Source organism: Pseudomonas veronii (assembly GCF_001439695.1).
Lineage (GTDB): Bacteria > Pseudomonadota > Gammaproteobacteria > Pseudomonadales > Pseudomonadaceae > Aquipseudomonas > Aquipseudomonas veronii.
Genome location: NZ_JYLL01000002.1, coordinates 67,709 through 80,589, shown reverse-complemented (window position 1 = coordinate 80,589; position 12,881 = coordinate 67,709). Strand labels below are relative to the sequence as shown.

The following is a 12,881-nucleotide window of genomic DNA, read 5'->3' as shown; positions in this document are numbered from 1 at the left end:
GGCTACCTGCCACAGGCCGAACAAACATCGATGGGCTGCAACGAGGCGCGCTCGGCTGGCCGCACCGGGCATGTAAAGCGATAGCCCCTGCCATAGATCGTCTTGATAAACCCTTTGTCGGCGCGCAGATGTTTACGCAACGAATAAATGCAGCGTGTCAGCGATTCCTCCGACACCTCCCCCTGGCGCCAAGCCATTTCAAGCAAACAGTCTTTGGTCATCAGCGCACCACCGGACACCAACAACAAGCGCAGCACTTGCCATTCCTTGGGCGGCAACTGGATATCCGCGTCCTCGCCGGTCAAGCGTCCATCGCCATGCAGGGTCCAGCGGCCAAAGACCAGGGAAATCGTCATCCCTCCATCATTCACCACGGCCATACACACCTCTGCATCCAACCACTGACATTGAAATCCTGATTTCCAGAAATGGCGCATACGCCGACTGCACGACTATAAAAAAAGCCTCCCCGAGCCACCCTAGGAGAAAGCCCATATCAGCAGGGCTTTCCGGAATCGCCTTGTAAGAAATCTCACTGGAACTGATAACTAAGGCGATACCCACTCCTGGTAGACCTCAAGCAGCTCAACCCCCAGGCGGTCTTCCAACTGCACCAGCTCGCCCAGAGCCAGTAACTGACCGTTGACGCGCACTTCCACGCAATGGATGACCTCCGGTGCCAGCGGCAGCACTTTCCCCGGTGCAAACAACGCCAGCCGCTTGCGCGTGATCAGTTGTTCCTGCAAAAGAATTTCCAGATGCATGACGAGCGCCTACCTCATTGATCGACATCGCGAATCGACCGCGCAAACGCACGGTGCACCCGTTCGTATTGCGGCTGAGTCAGCGGTGGCGGCCCGACGGTGCCATCCAGGGTCTTGAGCTCGTTGCCCACGGCCCGGGCCTGAATCACAAACAGCCGTACTTCGGCACGCTGGCCAGGCGCAGTGGCACGCCCCTGCGCATCAACATCCCGGCGAAACCCGCCCAACCACAGGCGTTTCCCCTGTGGCATCCGAACGACACTGCTGACGCTGACCCGCCCGACTGCGGTCATTTTCTGACGCCGCCCCGCCTCGCCCATCTGGCGGTCATCCTCAAGGCTCAGCAGCATCTCGATCTCGTTCGCCTCGGCAAACCGCGGCAACGCGCTGACCTGGGTGCCATAGCGTATGGGTTTCCAGTCGGTGCGAGCGGCGGCGGGCCCCGGCACGTAGAGTGTGTGGTTATCCTGGAACACCGCAGGAACGTTCTCCTGGGTGAGAATCACCGGCAGTGTCACCACCCGCGCGCGCCGTCGTCGCTCCAGCACGGCGATCTGCGCCATCAGGCGATTGTCCTCCAACGGCTCCAGCACCCGGGTCGCCGAAGTTGATGTGTGGGTTTCCTCGGCCCAGGCCTGGTCGATTTTCTTCAGTTCGTCACGGTCCACATCCACCAGCCACAGCGAAACCTCGATCGCGCGCTTGGGCACATCCAGCTCCGCCACCAATTGCTCGATAAAACGCACCTGGGCAGGCTTGCCCTTGATCAGCAGGCTGTTGGTATCCGGGTAAGGAATCACGGCCAGGCTCTTGTCGGCCAGCAAGCCGGGCGGCCGTTGCGCGGGCGCCTGTTGTTCGCGGGAAAGCACGGTCTCGATCAGCGACGCCATGCCCGGCACATTGACCTTTTCCTCGCCCATGACGTACTCGCGGTCCGCCACATGGGTATTGAGCACCTGCACCACGCCAAACGCCTGCTGGCCCACACGGAGCGCGGCCCGCTGGCGGTCCATCAATTGCGTAAGGTGCAGCACCTGGTCGACATAGTTCGCCGGCCCGGACACATAGAACATCCGGCCCCCGCTCTCCCGCAGCGGGTAGCGGGACTCATCGAGCCCCGAGCGACGCATGAACTCGCGCAGCCTTGAGACGGAAATATGCCGCAGCGTCACCGCCGAGCTCTTCGCTTCATCTGCTGCGTAGAGGTAGAGCACCTGCCCGTCGCTGTACCAGATCAGGTGATGCTGCTCGGCTACCGCCTCCAGCACCTGCTGTGCCCGGCTGAAATCGTAGGTTCCGTCTACGCGTTGCCGAGCCGCCGCCCGGCTGACAACGACCGGCAGGCCGAGAGGCAGCGACAACGCGCTGAAAAACGTGTGCAGGCTTTCGTCCCGCGCCTGGTAAGTCTCACCCCGGGCAGACGCACAGCCCAGCATCAACACCGCGTAAAACAGCCAGCGGCACAGCCGATGGGCGGCCATCGTTGTCGGAGAATCAGCGTACACCGTGGGGTTTCCTGGGCAGTCTGGCATAGGGAAGCGGCCATACTGAAAGCCTGTGGCGTTTCAATCTTGATGGAAAGTTGACGGCGTAACACGCCGTTCCGCCCGTGGCATGTGCCTTGCTATGCACTCTGTATCAGAGCGCGCGCCAACGTCGGAGCGGGCTTACGGACAAAGGCGTCGTTACCCGCAATGGCTCGCGCCGCCATCTGAGGGAGCGACGCTTTTTTTTGAACGAAAAGGTAGGTGTTGATGAACGATTCGGACGGCAACAGCCCGATAAACGACCCGCTGGCCTGGGTCAACGGCAGTGACGCCCCGGAAAAGAGCAGCCTCGACCTGGGCTTCATGGCCTTGAGCGATTGCGCCTCGCTGGTGGTCGCGGCCACCCAGGGCTTCGCGCAACCCTATGGCTTGACACTGAACCTCAAGCGTCAGTCGTCGTGGGCCAACCTGCGCGACAAACTGGTCAGCGGCGAACTGGATGCCGCCCACAGCCTGTATGGGCTGATCTACGCCGTACACCTGGGCATCGGCGGCGTGGCCGCCACCGATATGGCGGTACTGATGGGGCTGAACCAGAACGGGCAGAGCATCAACCTGTCCCACGACCTGCAACAGCAAGGGGTGGTCACTCCTGAGGCACTGGATCGCCACGTGCACCAAAGCCGAACAAAACTGACCTTCGCCCAGACGTTTCCCACAGGCACCCACGCCATGTGGCTGTATTACTGGCTGGCGAGCCAAGGTATCCATCCATTGCAGGATGTGAACAGTGTGGTGGTACCGCCGCCGCAAATGGTGGCGCACCTATTGGCCGGGCGCATCGACGGTTTTTGTGTCGGCGAACCCTGGAGCGCCAGTGCGGTGAAGCAGAACCAGGGCTTCACCCTGGCGACCAGCCAGGCGATCTGGCCGGACCACCCGGAAAAAGTGCTCGGCTGCACCCAAGCGTTCGTCGACCAATACCCCAACACCGCCCGCGTACTGGTGATGGCGATTCTGGAGGCCAGCCGCTTTATCGAGGCGAGCCACGAAAACCGCCGTTCCACCGCGCAGCTGCTCAGCGCCCGCGAGTACCTCGACGCGCCACTCGACTGCATCGAGCCGCGTCTGCTCGGGACTTACGACGATGGGCTTGGCAACCAGTGGCAAGATCCCCACGCACTGCGCTTTTTCGCCGATGGCGAGGTGAACGTGCCCTACCTCTCCGACGGCATGTGGTTCATGACCCAGTTTCGCCGCTGGGGCCTGTTGCGCGAAGACCCGGACTACCTCGGCATTGCCCGCCAAGTGCAGCAACTGGAGCTGTATCGCCAGGCAGCCGATGCCGTCGGCGTCACCGCGAACGTCCAGGACATGCGCAGCAGCCAACTGATCGACGGCAAGATCTGGGATGGCTCCGCCCCCGCCGCCTACGCCCGCAGCTTCCGCCTGCATGCCCTGGCTGACCACACCAGCCGCCACGCCTTGCGCTGACAGGAGGACCGATATGTTGCGAATCCTGTTGATCAACGACACACCGCGCAAGGTCGGGCGCCTCAAGGCGGCACTGACCGAGGCCGGGTTTGAGGTGATCGATGAGTCGGGCCTGACCATCGATCTGCCTGCGCGCGTCGAAACGGTGCGGCCGGACGTAATCCTGATCGATACCGAGTCACCCGGCCGCGATGTGATGGAGCAAGTGGTGCTGGTCAGCCGCGACCGACCGCATCCGATCGTGATGTTTACCGACGAGCACGACCCGGACGTCATGCGCCAGGCCATCAAATCCGGCGTCAGCGCCTACATTGTCGAAGGTATCCAGGCCCAACGCCTGCAGCCGATCCTCGACGTGGCCATGGCCCGCTTCGAAAGCGACCAGGCCCTGCGCGCCCAGCTGCAGGCCCGCGATCAACAGCTGGCCGAGCGCAAGCGCATCGAACTGGCCAAAGGCATGCTGATGAAAATGAAGAACTGCAACGAGGAAGAGGCCTACACCCTGATGCGCCGCCAGGCCATGAGCCGCCAGCAGAAACTGATCCAGGTGGCGGAGCAGATCATCGCCATGAGCGAGTTGCTGGGCTAACCCTCCTCGACAGCGGCTACGGCAGATTGGCCCAGGACTTGCTAAGTATTCAACACAGGTAACCAACGGCGGTTGCCCCTTCACGACAAAGACGTCGCACACCCGGTTTGCCCTCGCGAACCCGGTGGCGGCGTTTTTTTGTTTTGGCCCTTTGACACGGGGCCGGTGGGGCGGCCGTAGCCGGCTGTTCCATCACCAGGCCTTCTTACAAGACTCCCAACCGTTGAGGTGCGTGATGAAATCAAGCTTCTGGAAATCCGGGCACACCCCGACCCTGTTTGCCGCGTTCCTGTATTTCGACCTGAGCTTCATGGTCTGGTACCTACTGGGCCCGCTGGCGGTGCAGATCGCCGCCGACCTGCACCTGACCACGCAACAACGCGGCCTGGTGGTGGCGACCCCCATCCTGGCAGGCGCAGTGCTGCGTTTTCTGATGGGCATGCTGGCGGACAGACTCTCGCCCAAGACCGCCGGGCTGATCGGCCAGGTGATTGTGATCGCCGCACTCTTCGGCGCCTGGAAACTCGGCATCCACAGCTATGAACAAGCCCTGTTGCTGGGGCTGTGCCTGGGGATGGCCGGAGCGTCCTTCGCGGTCGCCCTACCGTTGGCGTCCCAGTGGTATCCCGCGGAGCACCAGGGCAAAGCCATGGGCATCGCCGGCGCCGGCAACTCGGGCACTGTGTTCGCAGCCATATTGGCACCGGTGCTTGCAGCGGCGTTCGGCTGGAGCAATGTGTTCGGTTTCGCCCTGATTCCGTTGATCCTGACCCTGATCATCTTCGCCTGGCTTGCGCGCAATGCCCCCGAACGCCCGAAGGCCAAATCCATGGCCGATTACTTCAAGGCCCTCGGCGACCGTGACAGCTGGTGGTTCATGTTTTTCTACAGCGTGACCTTCGGCGGCTTTATCGGCCTGGCCAGCGCCCTGCCCGGCTACTTCAACGACCAATACGGCCTGAGCCCGGTAACCGCCGGCTACTACACCGCCGCCTGCGTGTTCGGCGGTAGCCTGATGCGCCCACTCGGCGGCGCCCTGGCCGACCGTTTCGGCGGGATTCGCACGTTGCTGGGCATGTACAGCGTGGCGGCGATCTGCATCGCTGCGGTGGGTTTCAACTTGCCCAGCTCCTACGCGGCCCTGGCACTGTTCGTCTGCACCATGCTCGGCCTTGGCGCCGGTAATGGCGCGGTGTTCCAGTTGGTGCCCCAGCGTTTCCGCCGTGAGATCGGTGTAATGACCGGCCTGATCGGCATGGCCGGCGGTATCGGCGGTTTCGCCCTGGCAGCAGGCATGGGTGCGATCAAACAAAGCACCGGCAGCTATCAACTGGCCCTGTGGTTGTTCGCCAGCCTTGGCGTACTGGCCTGGTTCGGCCTGCACGGCGTCAAGCGCCGCTGGAGAACCACCTGGGGCTCGGCTGCCGTGACCGCCGCGCGCGTCTGATGAGCCTGCACCTGAGCGTCGCCCAGGCCAGCGCCATCGGCCCGCGCGCCGAGAACCAGGACGCCCTGCGCGTGGTCACGCCCCTGGCGGAGCTGGCCGCGAGCAAGGGTTACCTGTGCGCCATCGCCGACGGTGTCAGCCAATGCGCCGACGGCGGTCTGGCCGCACGCTCGACCTTGCAGGCGCTGGCCCTGGACTATTACGCCACGCCGCAAACCTGGGGCGTGGCCCAGGCGCTCGAACGTCTATTGCTCGCGCAGAATCGCTGGCTGCGGGCCAATGGCGGTGGCCAGCCGTTGCTGACCACCCTCAGTGCCCTGGTGTTTCGCGGGCAACGCTTCACCTTGGCCCACGTCGGCGATTGCCGGGCGTATCGCTGGCTGGACGGCGAATTGCAGCGCATCAGTGAAGATCATGTATGGGAACAGCCGGGCATGCAGCATGTGCTCAAGCGCGCGCTCGGCCTGGATCAACACCTGGTGCTGGATTTTCTCGACGGCCAATTGCGCGAGGGCGAATGCTTCCTGCTGCTCAGCGATGGGGTGTGGGCGACTTTGGGTGATCACAGCATCAGTGCGATCCTGCGCGAGCAGACCGACCTCGATCTGGCGGTACACACCCTGGTCACCGCCGCACACTTGGCCGGCAGCCAGGACAACGCCAGTGCCCTGCTGGTACGCATCGATAAACTCGGCGCCGCGACCCTGGGCGACGCGCTGGTGCAATTGCAGCAATGGCCGCTGCCACCCGCGCTGAAAGCCGGGCAACAGTTCGAAGGCTGGCAGGTGGAAAGCGTATTGGCGCAGAGCCGCCAGTCGTTGCTGTACCGGGTCCGCGATGCCCAGCAGCAACCCTGGTTGCTGAAAACCCTGCCCCTCAGCCGTGACGATGACAACGACGCCGGTCAAGCCTTGCTGTCGGAGGAATGGTTTCTGCGGCGGGTGGCCGGGCGCGCGTTTCCTGAAGTCCACGCGGCCAGCGGGCGTCAGCACTTGTACTACGTGATGCGTGAATATCCGGGGCAAACCCTGGCGCAATTATTCCTGCAACAGGGCCCATTGCCCCTGGCGCAATGGCAATTCGTGGCCGAACGTTTACTGCGGGCGGTGGGTCTGTTGCATCGTCGGCAAATACTGCACCGTGACATCAAACCGGAGAACCTGCTGCTGGGTGACGATGGTGAGTTGCGCGTACTGGATTTCGGCCTGGCCTACTGCCCGGGTCTCTCCGAGGATCGCGCGCATGTACTGCCCGGCACACCAAGCTTTATCGCGCCCGAAGCGTTCCAGGGCGACCGTCCCACAGCCCAACAAGACTTATACAGCGTAGGTGTCAGCCTGTATTACTTGCTGACTGGGCATTACCCCTACGGTGAAATTGAGGCTTTCCAACGGCCCAGATTCACCCAACCGGTCAGCGCCAGCCGCTACCGCCCCGACCTGCCGGACTGGTTACCGCTCAGCCTCGAGCGCGCGGTGGCGGCTCAACCTGCACAACGCTATGAAACCGCCGAAGAATGGCTGCTGGTGCTGGAGCAGGCAGACCGACGGGAACTGAGTGTCCGCCCCCGGCCGTTGCTGGAGCGGGAACCCTTGAAGGTCTGGCGCACCCTGGGGTTGCTCTCGATGCTGATCAATCTGACGCTTCTTTACTTACTCTTTCACCGCTGACGTCATCTCTAGACGAGGGAAAACACATGAACGCAAAAGTCTGGCTGGTGGGCGCGGGCCCTGGCGACCCGGAGCTGTTGACCCTCAAGGCGGTTCGGGCGATGAACTGCGCCGATGTGGTGCTGATCGATGATCTGGTCAACCCGCAGGTACTGGAACACTGCACGGCAGCGCGGGTGATCACCGTCGGTAAACGTGGGGGCTGCCGCTCAACGCCGCAGGACTTCATCCACCGCCTGATGTTGCGCTACGCCCGCCAGGGCAAGTGCGTGGTACGGCTCAAGGGCGGCGACCCGTGCATTTTCGGGCGCGGTGGCGAAGAGGCGATGTGGCTGCGCGAACGCGGCGTCGAAGTCGAGTTGGTCAACGGGATCACAGCCGGGCTGGCGGGCGCGACGAACTGCGCGATTCCACTGACCTTGCGTGGTGTCAGCCGCGGCGTGACGCTGGTCACAGCGCACACCCAGGACGACAGCAGCCTTAATTGGCGCGCGCTGGCGGAAGGCGGGACGACGCTGGTGATCTATATGGGGGTGGCGAAGCTGGAAGAGCTTCGTCAGCAGTTGCTGGAAGGCGGGATGGCCGCGGATATGCCCGTGGCAATGATCGAAAATGCCTCATTGCCGCAGCAGCGGGAGTACCGTAGCCATTTGTCGCAGATGCACGAGGATGCACAGGCGTTCGCCCTGAAGAGCCCGGCGATCCTGGTGATCGGCAGTGTCGCCGCCACCTCGCAAGCAGCGAGCGTCGCAGCGGCAGCCAGCGCCTGAGGCAAACCCCAGGCGAAAAAAAACCCGGCCGAAGCCGGGTTTTTTTCTACTACTCAGTAATTACTGAGCAGCTTGAGCTTCAACAGCAGCTTCTACGCGACGGTTGATAGCGCGGCCAGCTTCAGTTGCGTTGTCAGCAACTGGGCGGGATTCGCCGTAACCTACCGAGCTAATGCGGCTAGGAGCTACGCCGTCTTTAACCAGGACTTGCTTAACAGCGTCAGCACGACGCTGGGACAGCTTCTGGTTGTAGGCGTCTGGGCCCACGGAGTCAGTGTGACCAGCCACTTCTACGTGGGTAGCTGGGTACTGCTTCATGAAGTCAGCCAGGTTTTTCACGTCGGCGTAGCTGTTAGGCTTAACCACGGACTTGTTGAAGTCGAACTTAACGTCCAGCTCAACACGAACAACGTTAGCAACCGGTGCTTCTGGCTCTGCAACTGGCTCTGGAGCTGGTGCTGGGGTAGGAGCTGGAGCAACTGCGCCAGCGTTACCGCCGAAGTTCACACCCAGGCCGACCAGTGCGGAGTAATCCCACTTGCCGTTGTCCAGTGCGTAGTCAGCTTCAACACCGGCACGAGCGTACAGGTTGTTGGTGAAGTAGTACTTCACGCCAGTACCAGCGATGAGCTGGGTAGTTTGGTCGCGACCGCTGTGGCCGTCAGCACGAACGTTGCCACGGCTCTGGTGACCGACACCGCCTTCTACGTATGGACGCAGGGAGTCGACGCCAGCTTGACCGAAGTGATACTGGGCCACGAGGCTGGTGGTATCGCCTTTGATCTTCTGGCTACCGGTACCGTCGTTCGAACGGGTGTGGTTGGTCTTGTCGTAGGACAAGTCCAACGACAGGTCGTCGGTCAGGAAATAACCAATGCGAGCGCCTGGGTTGAAGCCGTCTTCGATATGATTGACGCTATCGTTGTACTGCTTCTTGTAGAACAGCTCGCCTTCAACTGCGCCTTGGCCTTGTGCCAGAACGCCGAAAGAAGTAGCGGCAATAAGAGAACCAATGGCCAAGCCCAAGGTGTTTTTCAGTTTCATCCGTTAAATCCCCATCTGGTGATTGTAAAGCAGTCCCACAAACCGGGGGACAACTCGGCGACAAGTCTAACAGAACTTGCCTACACGTAAGAGATATTTGCCACGCACTAAGTTTCAGTCTCGCCCGCAAATTTCTCACGTAATTTATCAAGAGCACGTTTGTAACGCATTTTTGTAGCACTCAAACCCATATGCATGATGTCAGCGATTTCCTGAAATTCCAGCTCTGCGACAAAACGTAGCACCAGAATTTCGCGGTCAATCGGGTTCACATGCACCAACCAGCGATCAAGTCCGCCCTTCTCCTCGGGTGCCGGCGTCTTTTCTTCAGACGCCTCCTCAAGGGGGTCCAGACTCAAGGCGTCCATCAAGCGACGCTTTCGCCGTTCCTTACGATACTGCGTGATGCACTCGTTGTACGTGATGCTGTAGAGCCAGGTCTTGAACTTCGATTTGCCCTCGAAGTTCTTCAGGCCATACAACACCTTGAGCATCACTTCCTGACAGACATCATCCGCATCTCTATCGTTCCCTAAATACCTTGAACAAACGTTGAACAGAGTGCGTTGATATCTGCGCATCAATTCTTCATACGCGCGTGTTACGTGAAACAGCTCCGTGTGCGAGCGCGCGACCAACTCCTCATCAGAGAGCTCACGGGGGTCATAGCGCGTGGACAGCGTTTGGGCTTTATTCAAAACAAGTCGTGCCGACAGTCAGGTCAATGTCCGCCACAGCCCGGTCACCCGGGTTCGCGGCGGCGTACATTAGCAGGGTTTGCCGGGTTAGCGGCTACTGACCTGCTGCTCCAGGAGAATCCGATTGGACAGCGACACCAGGTCGCCGTCATCAGTCAGCACAGTTGTCTTGACCGTACCGATCTCCTCGATTTGCCCCTCGACCTCGCCCACACGCACGTGCTGCCCTACCTGATACAACTCACGCACATAGATTCCCGCCAGAATCTGACCGGCAATTTCCCGACTTCCCAGACCCATGGCCAGCGCAACGGCCAGACCAACGGTAATCAAAACAATCACAATCACGTGGTTGAGCAGGTCAGTCTTGACCTCCAACTGGCTGATCGCGACGGAAATACTGATGATGATCACGAGCCCCTGGGCGATTCGCCCCAGGCCTGCCGCGTAGTCCAGCCCGACCCCTTCAGCGGCCCCGCGTACCAACCCGTTGGCTAATTGTGCGAGCAAAACGCCGACGAGAAGCACCAGCGCGCCGCCGAATACCTTCGGCAAATACAGTGCCAGCATGTCCAGCGTAGCTGAAACTCGCTCAAGGCCAAGGGATTGAGCCGCAGAAACCAGAAAAATCAACAAAACGAACCAGTAAACGATCTTGCCGATCAAGGTCGAGATCGGCACTTGCAGCCCGGCGCGGCCGAGCAGCTTGGTCAGGCCGGTGCCTGCCATCAAACGGTCCAGACCGAGTTTGGCGAGCAGCTTGGACAGCAGGGTGTCGAGCAGCTTGGCCACGACAAAACCCAGCAATACCAGGACCAGCGCCCCAAACAGGTTGGGAATGAAATTCGCCACCTTGGTCCACAATGCGGTCATCGCGGTGACCAGGCTCTGGGTCCAGAGATCAAGTTCCATATTCAATCAGCCTTATCAGCAGTGCGAGCAAGAGGTTTACGACGGGAAACCGGCGAGACGTGGGCCGAACCATTGTTCAGGGCCATCATCAACGCCGGCAGCCAACGACCGAGCAGACCGAACAGATCCCCCGCCCCGACCTGACGGTTGGCGGTTTTCAACACGCGGCCCAGGCAGGCATCGTCATCCCGGTTGGATGGCGAAGCATTGAGCATGTCACGCAAAGACTGTTCGAACGGATCGTGCATAAAGACCTCTCGCAAGTGATTTAAAAGACGAGGGTTAAATTCCTGAGGTCACATCGGCCCCTTCCTACGTTCAGGTCATATTCAGCTCAAACCCAGCGCAATCGTCGAAATAGCCACCATTGTCCGAGCGCCACCGAGACCATCAACAGGCAGGCAATCACAAATCCATAAGGGCTGGCGGAGAACGGTATGCCCCCCACATTGATACCTAACAAGCCGGTCAGAAAACTCATCGGCAGGAAGATCCCGGTGATGATCCCGAAGCGGTACATTGTACGGTTCATGCGTACGCTCAGGCGCCGATCTTCGGCCTCCAGCACAAGCCCCACGCGCTCCCGGGTCAATTCGAGTTCTTCCAGGTAGCGGGTCAGGCTGTTGTTCAATTCGTTCCAATAGTCGGCATCGTCATCACAGAACCACGACAATTTGATCCGCGTCAGTTGGGCAAAGATATCCCGCTGCGGCGCCAGGAATCGCTTGAGCCCGGCCGCTCGCCGACGGATCTGCAAAATGCTGCCATGCTCCGGGGTATACCGTTCGTCGGTATCGAGTTTTTCTTCCTCTACGTCGACGATTTCAGACAGGTCGGACACCAGGTCCTGGACTTTGTGCGTCAGGTACTGCGCCATATACAGGATGAGTTCAGACGCGGTTTTTGGCCCCTTGCCATCCGCCAACTGCACCAGCAACTCATCGGTGGCGCGCAACGGGCGCAAGCGCAGGGAAATCACCCGGCTGGCAGCGGCGAAGATACGCACCGAAACCATGTCTTCCGGCTCGGCGCCAGGGTTGAGGTTGACCCCGCGCAGGAACAGCAGGAGTTCCGCGTCCGGCAACGGCAACAGGCGCGGGCGGGTGTTCTCCTCCAGCAGCAGGTCACAGGCGAACTCACTCAAGCCACTGGCCTTGCGCAGCCAAGTCTGGGTTTGCGGGTGGCTGCGATCCCAATGCAGCCACAGGCTTTCCTGGGGCTGCAGTTGCAATTGGTCAAGCTCAGTTCGGGCAATCGAACGCGCACCGCCTTTACCATCCAGCACCAGGGCATGCACCAGGCCCCACTGCGCGTTTTCTTCCTCGAACATCCTCACCCCTGTCGGTTATTGCGGTTTATTCAGGCATTTTCAGCGGGCTGGGCGACACGATCACGCCATTATTGTCGGCGTAGATGTATTCACCCGGACGGAATGTCACACCGGCAAAGGTCACTGCCACGTTCAAGTCGCCAATGCCGCGCTTGTCAGTCTTCATCGGGTGGCTAGCCAACGCCTGCACGCCGAGGTCGGTCTGGGCGACGACGTCGACATCCCGGATGCAACCGTAGATCACCAGCCCTTCCCAACCGTTTTTCGCGGCTTTCTCGGCGATCATGTCGCCCAGCAGCGCGCGACGCAGGGAGCCACCACCGTCGACCACCAGCACCTTGCCGGCGCCTGGCTGGTCGGCCTGCTCCTTGACCAGGGAGTTATCTTCGAAGCATTTGATGGTGACGATCTCGCCGCCAAAGGAATCGCGGCCGCCGAAGTTGCTGAACATCGGCTCGGCCACCTGCACCAGTTCCGGGTAGGCGTCGCAAAGATCGGGAGTGACGTAGTGGTTCATTGAAAATTTCCTTTCTGTCAAAGACGTGTCTTTCGAAAGAGGCGCCGGCCGAAGCAGCAGCAAAACATCCCATCCGTTTCGCCGTTACGCAATAGCCACTGCGCGACTGAATATGACCAGAAGCATTTAACGCGTCATATCTTAGCCGCAACCAAAGAC

14 protein-coding genes are annotated in these 12,881 nt (G+C 60.7%); 5 read left to right on the top strand and 9 right to left on the bottom strand.

From position 1 onward, the window contains the following. Positions 1-2: 2 nt before the first annotated feature. The 3 genes from TU80_RS02895 to sctC all read right to left on the bottom strand — a co-directional run bounded on the left by TU80_RS02895 (position 3) and on the right by sctC (position 2,245). Positions 3-380, bottom strand: a complete 378-nt coding sequence (locus TU80_RS02895) for a winged helix-turn-helix domain-containing protein (RefSeq protein WP_057003808.1) — start codon at positions 378-380, stop codon at positions 3-5. 168 nt (positions 381-548) lie between these two features. After that, on the bottom strand, positions 549-764 hold the full coding sequence (locus tag TU80_RS02890; protein WP_017845218.1) for a FliM/FliN family flagellar motor switch protein: 216 nt from the start codon (positions 762-764) through the stop codon (positions 549-551). Between the two features lie 14 nt (positions 765-778). Then, positions 779-2,245, bottom strand: coding sequence for a type III secretion system outer membrane ring subunit SctC (sctC, locus tag TU80_RS02885; protein ID WP_057003807.1), 1,467 nt, complete (start codon positions 2,243-2,245; stop codon positions 779-781). Positions 2,246-2,518: 273 nt separating this feature from the next. Here sctC and TU80_RS02880 point away from each other — a divergent pair, with 273 nt between their 5' ends. From TU80_RS02880 to cobA, 5 genes are all read left to right on the top strand, one after another. Further along, on the top strand, positions 2,519-3,745 hold the full coding sequence (locus tag TU80_RS02880) for a CmpA/NrtA family ABC transporter substrate-binding protein (protein ID WP_017845216.1): 1,227 nt from the start codon (positions 2,519-2,521) through the stop codon (positions 3,743-3,745). Between the two features lie 13 nt (positions 3,746-3,758). Then, positions 3,759-4,334 (top strand): ANTAR domain-containing response regulator, encoded by a 576-nt coding sequence (locus tag TU80_RS02875; RefSeq protein WP_046382429.1) that lies wholly within the window; start codon positions 3,759-3,761, stop codon positions 4,332-4,334. 235 nt (positions 4,335-4,569) lie between these two features. Next, positions 4,570-5,781: a nitrate/nitrite transporter gene (locus TU80_RS02870; protein WP_017845214.1), complete on the top strand. Its 1,212-nt coding sequence runs from the start codon at positions 4,570-4,572 to the stop codon at positions 5,779-5,781. Continuing rightward, positions 5,781-7,451 (top strand): bifunctional protein-serine/threonine kinase/phosphatase, encoded by a 1,671-nt coding sequence (locus TU80_RS02865; protein WP_046382428.1) that lies wholly within the window; start codon positions 5,781-5,783, stop codon positions 7,449-7,451. The genes TU80_RS02870 and TU80_RS02865 overlap by 1 nt, the downstream gene beginning before the upstream one ends. 26 nt (positions 7,452-7,477) lie before the next feature. Further along, positions 7,478-8,221, top strand: a complete 744-nt coding sequence (gene cobA / locus TU80_RS02860) for a uroporphyrinogen-III C-methyltransferase (RefSeq protein WP_057003806.1) — start codon at positions 7,478-7,480, stop codon at positions 8,219-8,221. Between the two features lie 60 nt (positions 8,222-8,281). On the opposite strand, the gene TU80_RS02855 is transcribed toward cobA, so the two are convergent. The 6 genes from TU80_RS02855 to rraA all read right to left on the bottom strand — a co-directional run bounded on the left by TU80_RS02855 (position 8,282) and on the right by rraA (position 12,722). Next, entirely contained in the window at positions 8,282-9,265 is a 984-nt protein-coding gene (locus TU80_RS02855) for an OmpA family protein (RefSeq protein ID WP_046382426.1), read from the bottom strand. Between the two features lie 107 nt (positions 9,266-9,372). After that, positions 9,373-9,963 (bottom strand): RNA polymerase sigma factor SigX, encoded by a 591-nt coding sequence (gene sigX, locus TU80_RS02850; protein ID WP_046382425.1) that lies wholly within the window; start codon positions 9,961-9,963, stop codon positions 9,373-9,375. Positions 9,964-10,050: 87 nt separating this feature from the next. Next, positions 10,051-10,875 (bottom strand): mechanosensitive ion channel family protein, encoded by an 825-nt coding sequence (locus tag TU80_RS02845; RefSeq protein ID WP_017845209.1) that lies wholly within the window; start codon positions 10,873-10,875, stop codon positions 10,051-10,053. Between the two features lie 2 nt (positions 10,876-10,877). Continuing rightward, positions 10,878-11,123: a hypothetical protein gene (locus TU80_RS02840; RefSeq protein ID WP_005790375.1), complete on the bottom strand. Its 246-nt coding sequence runs from the start codon at positions 11,121-11,123 to the stop codon at positions 10,878-10,880. A gap of 86 nt (positions 11,124-11,209) precedes the next feature. Continuing rightward, positions 11,210-12,205 (bottom strand): zinc transporter ZntB, encoded by a 996-nt coding sequence (locus tag TU80_RS02835; protein ID WP_017845208.1) that lies wholly within the window; start codon positions 12,203-12,205, stop codon positions 11,210-11,212. Positions 12,206-12,230: 25 nt separating this feature from the next. Continuing rightward, positions 12,231-12,722, bottom strand: a complete 492-nt coding sequence (gene rraA / locus TU80_RS02830; RefSeq protein WP_017845207.1) for a ribonuclease E activity regulator RraA — start codon at positions 12,720-12,722, stop codon at positions 12,231-12,233. Between the last annotated feature and the right edge of the window lie 159 nt (positions 12,723-12,881).